Source organism: Arthrobacter sp. BPSS-3 (genome assembly GCF_044628475.1).
Taxonomy (GTDB): Bacteria; Actinomycetota; Actinomycetes; order Actinomycetales; family Micrococcaceae; genus Arthrobacter.
The window spans coordinates 247628-255872 of sequence record NZ_JBIMMV010000006.1; the positions used below are offsets into that span (position 1 = coordinate 247628).

The 8245-nt window shown below is 67.1% G+C and carries 3 protein-coding genes and 1 rRNA gene; all 4 read left to right on the forward strand.

The annotated features are described in order from the left end of the window. The first annotated feature begins 104 nt into the window (after positions 1-104). Positions 105-2186, forward strand: a complete 2082-nt coding sequence (locus ACFVY3_RS11665) for an alpha-1,4-glucan--maltose-1-phosphate maltosyltransferase (RefSeq protein WP_400159824.1) — start codon at positions 105-107, stop codon at positions 2184-2186. Continuing rightward, complete coding sequence (gene treS, locus ACFVY3_RS11670; protein WP_290258912.1) at positions 2183-3979, forward strand: maltose alpha-D-glucosyltransferase; 1797 nt, start codon at positions 2183-2185, stop codon at positions 3977-3979. The genes ACFVY3_RS11665 and treS overlap by 4 nt, the downstream gene beginning before the upstream one ends. A 1-nt stretch (position 3980) precedes the next feature. Next, positions 3981-7712 (forward strand): 1,4-alpha-glucan branching enzyme, encoded by a 3732-nt coding sequence (locus tag ACFVY3_RS11675; protein WP_400159825.1) that lies wholly within the window; start codon positions 3981-3983, stop codon positions 7710-7712. A 447-nt stretch (positions 7713-8159) separates the two neighbouring features. Next, positions 8160-8245 (forward strand): 16S ribosomal RNA (locus ACFVY3_RS11680); the annotation flags it as partial.

Sequence of the window (8245 nt, forward strand, 5' to 3'; positions counted from 1 at the left end):
CAGTTCCGGGTTTCTTTCCGGTAAATGTCGGATGGCGCTTCGGATGACCCCAAAAAACGGAGCAGCCTTAGCATTCTGTGCGATTTGTAGATAACGTCGAGCCTGTGACGACTAACTCCCGAACCAGCGCCGTATCCAAGCAAAAGCCGAAGGCCCTGATCACCGATGGGTTGAAATTCGGCAGGTTTCCGATCACCAACGTCCAGCCCTCGGTCGAGGGCGGTAAATTCCCCGCGAAGGCCACCGTCGGCGAGAGCATCGTCGTCGCCGCGACCGCGTTCCGCGAGGGACACGACATGCTCGGCGTCAGCGCGGTCCTGCTGGACCCGCGCGGCAAGGAACGCCAGCGGATCCGCCTCGAGCCCCCGCGGGGCGACCGCGGCAAGGGCACGGATCTCTGGGAGGGCCTGCTGACCCCCAGCGCCACCGGCAAGTGGTCCTACGTGATCGAGGCCTGGCACGACCGCTACGGCACGTGGCACCACAACGCCGAGGTCAAGGTCGACGCCGGGATCGACGTCGAGCTCATGCTTGCCGAGGGCGCGGCGCTCCTGACCGAGGCGTCCGAGGATCCCAGCCGTCCGTCAGCGGACCGCCGCACCCTCCGGATCGCCGCCGCCGGCCTCGCCGACGCCTCCCGGACCCCGGAGGAGCGCCTCGGCGCCGGCTTCGGCGCGGACGTGGCCGCCGTCGTCGGGCGCCAGCCCATCCGTGAACTCGTCACCGTCTCCGAGCCCTACCCGCTGCTGGTGGAGCGCGAACTCGCCGGCCGCGGCGCCTGGTACGAATTCTTCCCCCGCTCCGAGGGCGCCGTCCGCAACCACGAGACCGGCGAATGGACCTCCGGCACCTTCCGCACCGCGGCGGAGCGCCTCGACGCCGTCGCCGCCATGGGCTTCGACGTGATTTACATGCCCCCGATCCACCCGATCGGCACCCAGCACCGCAAGGGACCGAACAACACCCTGATCGCCGGACCACACGACCCCGGCTCCCCCTGGGCGATCGGCGCGGCGGAGGGCGGCCACGACGCCATCCACCCGGACCTGGGCAGCTTCGAGGACTTCGACGCCTTCGTGACCCGCGCCGGCGAACTGGGCCTGGAGGTCGCGCTCGACCTGGCCCTGCAGGCCGCCCCGGACCACCCTTGGGTCAAGAGCCATCCCGAATGGTTCACCACCCGGGTGGACGGCAGCATCGCCTACGCCGAAAACCCGCCAAAGAAATACCAGGATATTTTCCCGCTGAATTTCGACAACGATCCCGCCGGGCTGTCCAACGAAATCCTCCGCGTGGTTCAACTGTGGATCAGCCACGGTGTGAAGATTTTCCGTGTGGATAACCCGCACACCAAGCCGGTGTGGTTCTGGGAATGGCTGATTGCCAAGGTCAACAAAAAGAACCCCGACGTCGTCTTCCTGGCCGAGGCGTTCACCCGCCCGGCCATGATGCACGCCCTCGGCCGGGCCGGATTCCAGCAGTCCTACTCCTACTTCACCTGGCGGAATACCAAGGAAGAACTGGAGAAGTACTTCCAGGAAATCAGCCACGAATCCCCGGCGTATTTCCGGCCAAACTTCTTCGTCAACACCCCGGATATCCTGACCGAATATCTGCAGTTCGGCGGACCGGCGGCCTTCAAAATCCGGGCCGCGCTGGCCTCGACCGCTAGCCCGCTCTGGGGCGTCTACGCCGGCTACGAGCTCTACGAGCACGTGGCCCGGCCCGGCGCCGAGGAGTACATCGACAATGAGAAGTTCGAGTACAAGGCCCGTGACTGGGACGCGGCCACGGAATCCGGCCGTACCCTGGCCCCGTATCTGACCCGCCTGAACGCCATCCGGCACGCCCACCCGGCGCTGGGGGACCTGCAAAACCTCACCCTGCACGCCAGCACGGACAGCTCCACGGTGGTCTACTCCAAGCACAAGACGCTGCCGGACGGCACCAAGGACACCCTGATCGTTGTGGTCAACGTGGACCCGCACAGCCCCCGCGAAAGCACGGTCACCATTGACCGCGCAGCCCTGGAACTGGACCCGGAGGACCTGACCCACAACGGCGGCTACGTCGTCGAGGACCTGATCTCCGGTGAGAGCTGGGAGTGGGGCGAGTACAACTACGTCCGCCTCGACCCCCACGTCGAACCCGCCCACATCCTCAACGTCCGGAGGTCCCGCCCGTGAGCTTTAGTCCGAGCAACCCCAGCCAGCACTTCACGCCCAAGGGGACCTTTGAACTGAACGCCCCCGGCCTGCAACACGACCCGCATTGGTACCGCAAGGCGGTCTTTTACGAGGTGCTGGTCCGCGGTTTCGCCGACGGGAACGGGGACGGCTCCGGCGACTTCCACGGCCTGATCGAGAAGCTCGACTACCTGCAGTGGCTGGGTGTGGACTGCCTCTGGCTGCCCCCGTTCTTCCAGTCCCCGCTGCGCGACGGCGGCTACGACATCTCGGACTACAACTCCGTGCTGGACGAATTTGGCACCATCAGCGACTTCAAGCGCCTGGTGGCCGAGGCCCACGCCCGAGGCGTCCGCGTCATCATCGACCTGCCCCTGAACCACACCTCGGACCAGCACCCCTGGTTCCAGGAGTCCCGCAAGGACCCGGACGGGCCCTTCGGCGACTTCTACGTCTGGAGCGACACGGACGAGAAGTACCAGGACGCGCGCATCATTTTCGTGGACACCGAGGAATCCAACTGGACCTTCGACCCGATCCGCCGCCAGTTCTTCTGGCACCGGTTCTTCAGCCACCAGCCGGACCTGAACTTCGAGAACCCAAAGGTTATCGACGCCGTGTTCGACGTCGTCCGTTTCTGGCTGGACCAGGGCATCGACGGCTTCCGGGCCGACGCGATCCCCTACCTCTTCGAGGAGGAGGGCACCAACTGCGAGAACCTTCCGGCCACCCACGAGTTCCTCCGCCAGCTGCGGAAAATGGTGGACGAGAGCTACCCCGGCCGCGTCATCATCGCCGAGGCCAACCAGCCGCCGGCGGAGGTCGTGGAGTATTTCGGTACCGAGGAGGAGCCGGAGTGCCACATGGCGTTCCACTTCCCGATCATGCCGCGGCTCTACTACGCGCTGCGCGACCAGAAGGCCGCGCCGATCATCGAGACCATGCGGGATACCCCGGCCATTCCGGAAGGTGCCCAGTGGGGTACGTTCCTGCGCAACCACGACGAGCTGACCCTGGAAATGGTCACCTCCGACGAGCGCGCCGCGATGCTTGGCTGGTATGCCCCCGATCCGCGCATGCGGGCCAACATCGGCATCCGGCGCCGGCTCGCCCCGCTGTTGGACAACTCCCGGTCCGAGATCGAGCTGATCAACGCCTTGCTGCTGTCCCTGCCGGGCAGCCCGTTCCTGTACTACGGGGACGAGATCGGCATGGGCGACAACATCTGGCTCGAGGACCGCGACGCCGTCCGCACCCCGATGCAGTGGAACCCGGACCGCAACGCGGGGTTCTCGAACGCTGACCCGGGCAAGCTCTACCTTCCGGTGATCCAGTCGCTGGTCTACAACTACAGCATGGCCAACGTCGAGGCCGAGGCCGCGCACTCCGGGTCGCTGCTGCGCTGGACCCGGCAGATCCTCAGCGTCCGCAAGAACCACCCGGCGTTCGGGCTTGGGTCCTTCAAGCACGTCGAGGCGGACCACGACGTCGTCCTGGCCTACCTGAGGGAGCTCCCGGCCGGGAACGCGGCCGGCGAGGACCCGGAAACCATCCTCTGCGTCTTCAACCTTTCCCAGCACCCGGTGGCCACGTCGCTGCGGGTCCCGCAACTGGCCGGCCGCGGCCTCCGGGACGTCTTCGGCGGCCAGGCCTTCCCCGGCATCGCCGAGGACGGGACCCTGACCCTGACCCTGGGCAGCCACGATTTCTTCTGGCTGCGGGTCCGCTCGGCCGCCTCCAACCCGGCATCGCCCCACACCCAGGCGATGCCTATCCTGTCCATCGAAGGCTGACATGACCCGACCCACCCTTTCCCCCGCCCTGGACGCGCTGCTGCGCAGCTGGCTGCGGCGCCAGCGCTGGTTCCCGGTCAAGAGCGCGCACTTCAGCTTCGACCCGGTGGGCAGCGTGACCCTCGAAGCGCCCGTCCCGGCCGCACCCTCCCCGGGTACGCCGGCGGAAGACGGCGGTGCCCGGTTCAAGGTCCTGCTGCTGGCCGTCACCTACCCGACGGCGGACGGCGACCGGACCGACGTCGTCCAGGTCCCGCTGAGCTTCCGCGCCCTGCCGCTGGCCGGTGCAGGGGCGGCGCTGCTCGGCGAGATCCAGGAAGACGGCGGCACGCCGGGCGGCTGGGTGTACGACGGAGTCCACGACGCGGCGTTCATCGCCGCGTGGCTGGAGCTGATGCGCTCCCGCGGCGCCACCGCGGACGGGTCGGCCACCGGCGAGCTGGTCGCCTCCGACCACGGGCTGCCGCACGCCACCGGCAAGGTCCGGGTGCTCTCCGGTGAACAGTCCAACAGCTCGGTAATCGTCGACGACGGCACCTCCGCCGCGATCCTGAAGTTCTTCCGCGTCCTCTCCGAGGGGCAGAACCCCGAGGTCGAAATCGGCGCCGCCCTGACCGCGGGACAGACCGCCGAGGTCCCCGCCACCCTCGGCTGGGTGACCGGTGAGTGGGCCGTTACGGACGGGGCGGTTACGGACGGGACGGTTCCGGATGCGGCCGGCGGCCGGGCTGCCCGCGCCGAGCTGGCCGTCGCGCACGAATTCCTCGCCGGCGGCCTGGACGCGTGGCGGCTGGCCGTCGACGCGGCCCGCACCGGAACCGATTTCACCGCCGAGGCGCACGCCCTCGGCGTCGCCACGGCCACCGTCCACCGCCGCTTGGCCGAGGCACTCGGCACGGCGGCAGAAGCCGTCCCGGGCGGCGACATTGCGCCAGGCGTCGCCCAGCGGGTCCGCCAGTCCTGGGCCGAGGCGGGCACCGCCGTCGGGCCCTTCGATGACGCCCTGCAGTCCCTGCTGGCCCGGCTCGCCGGAACCAGCGCGGGGCAGTTGCAGCGGATACACGGGGACCTCCACCTCGGCCAGATCCTCCAGGTCCCCGGCGCCGCCGGCCAGCCCGCACGCTGGGCGATCCTCGACTTCGAGGGCGAGCCCCTGCGGCCCGTCTCCGAACGGAATTTCCCGGACGTGCCGCTGCGCGACGTCGTCGGCATGCTGCGCTCCTTCGACTACGCCGCCGGCGCGGCCGCCCGCGAGGACGACGGCGCCGCCGTCCCCGAAGAGTGGGTGGACGACTGCGCCTCGGCGTTCCTCGCCGGCTACGCCGAGGTCACCCCCGGCACCATCGACCGTGACTCGCCCTTGTTCACCGCCCTTTGGCTGGACAAGGCGCTCTACGAAGTTGTTTACGAACTACGAAACAGGCCCGACTGGCTCGCCATCCCGGTGAATGCATCCCGTCGTCTCCTTGGCAGTACTGGCTCCGGCGCCCCCGTCGAAGCCGCAGCGGAAGGTAAGAACATGACTGGCTCAGCACGTACCGAACGGCCCGGAGCGCCGCTCCCCGTCGACGCGGACACCCTCGCCCGGGTGGCCGCGGGGGAGCATCACGCCCCCCACTCCGTCCTCGGCGCCCACCTCGACGACTACGGCCACGTCACCATCCGAACCGTGAAGCACATGGCCGAATCCGTTTCGGTGGTCACGTCCGCCGGCACCACGCCCATGACGCACGAGTCCGGCGGTGTGTGGGTGGCCGTTCTCGAACCGCTCGACGCCGGCCACGTCCCGGACTACCGGTTGGAGGTCCGTTACGAGGACCAGGACGCGGTCCGCACCGACGAGCCGTACCGCTACCTGCCCACCGTGGGTGAAATCGACCTGCACCTGATCGGGGAAGGCCGGCACGAACGGCTCTGGGACGCCCTCGGCGCCCACGTCCAGCACTACAAGTCGTCCCTCGGCGACGTTGACGGTGTGTCCTTCGCCGTCTGGGCCCCCAACGCCCAGGCCGTGCGCGTCAAGGGCGACTTCAACGGCTGGGACGGCCGCGAGAACTCGATGCGCTCGCTCGGCTCCTCCGGGGTATGGGAGATCTTCATCCCCGGCGTTATGGCAGGGGCGTGCTACAAGTTTGAGATCAAGACCCGGCACGGGCACTGGGTTGAAAAGGCCGACCCGCTGGCGTTCGGCACCGAGGTACCGCCGCTGACCGCATCCCGTGTGGTCGAACCGTCCTACGTCTTCAAGGACGAGGAGTGGATGAAGGCCCGCGCCGCCCGCGATCCGCACAACGCGCCGATGAGCGTCTACGAGGTGCACCTCGGGTCCTGGCGCGTCGGCCTGGACTACCGCCAACTGGCCAAGGAACTCGTGGAGTACGTGAAGTGGCTCGGCTTCACGCACGTGGAGTTCATGCCCGTCGCCGAGCACCCGTTCGGCGGCTCCTGGGGCTACCAGGTCACGTCCTACTTCGCGCCGACCTCCCGCTTTGGGCACCCGGACGAGTTCCGGCACTTGGTGGACGAACTGCACCAGGCGGGCATCGGCGTTCTGCTGGACTGGGTCCCGGCCCACTTCCCCAAGGACGCCTGGGCGCTGGCGAAGTTCGACGGTGAGCCGCTGTACGAGCACTCGGACCCGAACCTCGGCGAGCACCCGGACTGGGGCACCCTGATCTTTGATTTCGGCCGCAGCGAGGTCCGCAACTTCCTGGTCGCGAACGCGCTGTACTGGCTGGATGAGTTCCACATTGACGGACTCCGGGTGGACGCCGTCGCCTCCATGCTCTACCTGGACTACTCCCGCAAGGAGGGCCAGTGGCAGCCCAACCGCTTCGGCGGCCGCGAAAACCTTGAGGCGATCTCCTTCCTGCAGGAAGCCAACGCTACGGTCTACAAGACCCACCCCGGCGCGGTCATGATCGCCGAGGAGTCCACCGCATTCCCGGGCGTCACTGCCCCCACGGACCAGGGCGGCCTGGGCTTCGGGCTCAAGTGGAACATGGGCTGGATGCACGACTCCCTGAAGTACATGGCGGAGGACCCATACAACCGCAAGTGGCACCACGGCACCATCACCTTCTCCATGGTTTACGCCTACACGGAGAACTTCCTGTTGCCGATCAGCCATGACGAGGTTGTCCACGGCAAGGGTTCGATGCTGCGCAAGATGCCCGGCGACCGCTGGCAGCAGCTGGCCAACCTACGCGCGTTCCTGGGCTACCAGTGGGCGCACCCGGGCAAGCAGCTGATCTTCATGGGCACCGAGTTCGGCCAGGAGGCCGAGTGGTCGGAGCAGTACGGGCTGGACTGGTGGCTGGCGGACATCCCCGCCCACCGTGGCGTGCAGCTGCTCACCAAGGACTTGAACGAGCTCTACAGTTCGACGCCGGCCCTCTACGAGCGGGACAACGATCCGGAGGGGTTCCAGTGGATCAATGGAGGGGACGCTGACCGCAACGTCCTGAGCTTCATCCGGCGCGACGCTGACGGCAACCCGCTGGTGGTGGCGCTGAACTTCTCCGGCGCCCCGCACCACGACTTCCGCCTGGGTGTCCCCGCTGCGGGACAGTGGCGTGAAGTGCTGAACACAGACGCCGACGCGTATGGAGGATCGGGCGTCACCAACGGCGGGCCGCTGACCGCGACCGGGGATGGCATCGACGGGCAGCCTGCCTCGCTGACCGTCACGCTGCCGCCGCTGGGTGCGGCCTACTTCAAGGCCGCCGAGTAACACTCCGTCGAAAGGCCCGGAACCGTCGCGGTTCCGGGCCTTTCGGGTGTCCGGGGGAGTGCTCCGGGGCCCCGCTTTGTCACCGCGGCCGAGTGGTGGTACAGTTTATTTCCGCGCTGCTCCCCGGAGTTGATCCGCTGAGAAGACCACGAAGGCCACGGCCAACTGGATCGGGACGCTGATTTGACTAGGGCGAAGTGCGCGGGTAAGTTTGAAAAGTTGCTCCGGAGCGAGTCACGATCCCTTGAGGGGTTGTGGTGGTGCCGGGTGTGTCTGTTGTTTGAGAACTCAATAGTGTGCCAAGTTTGTTGATACCGATTGTTTTATTGATTGGTTGATTATGCTGTGTTGTCCACCCCGTGGATGGCATGGTTTTCAGCTGGTTTCAAATTTTGTGCAGCCTTCGTTCCTCGTTTTCCCGGGGTTGTTGGTTGTGTCTGTTTGTTTTCAACGGAGAGTTTGATCCTGGCTCAGGATGAACGCTGGCGGCGTGCTTAACACATGCAAGTCGAACGATGATCCGGTGCTTGCAC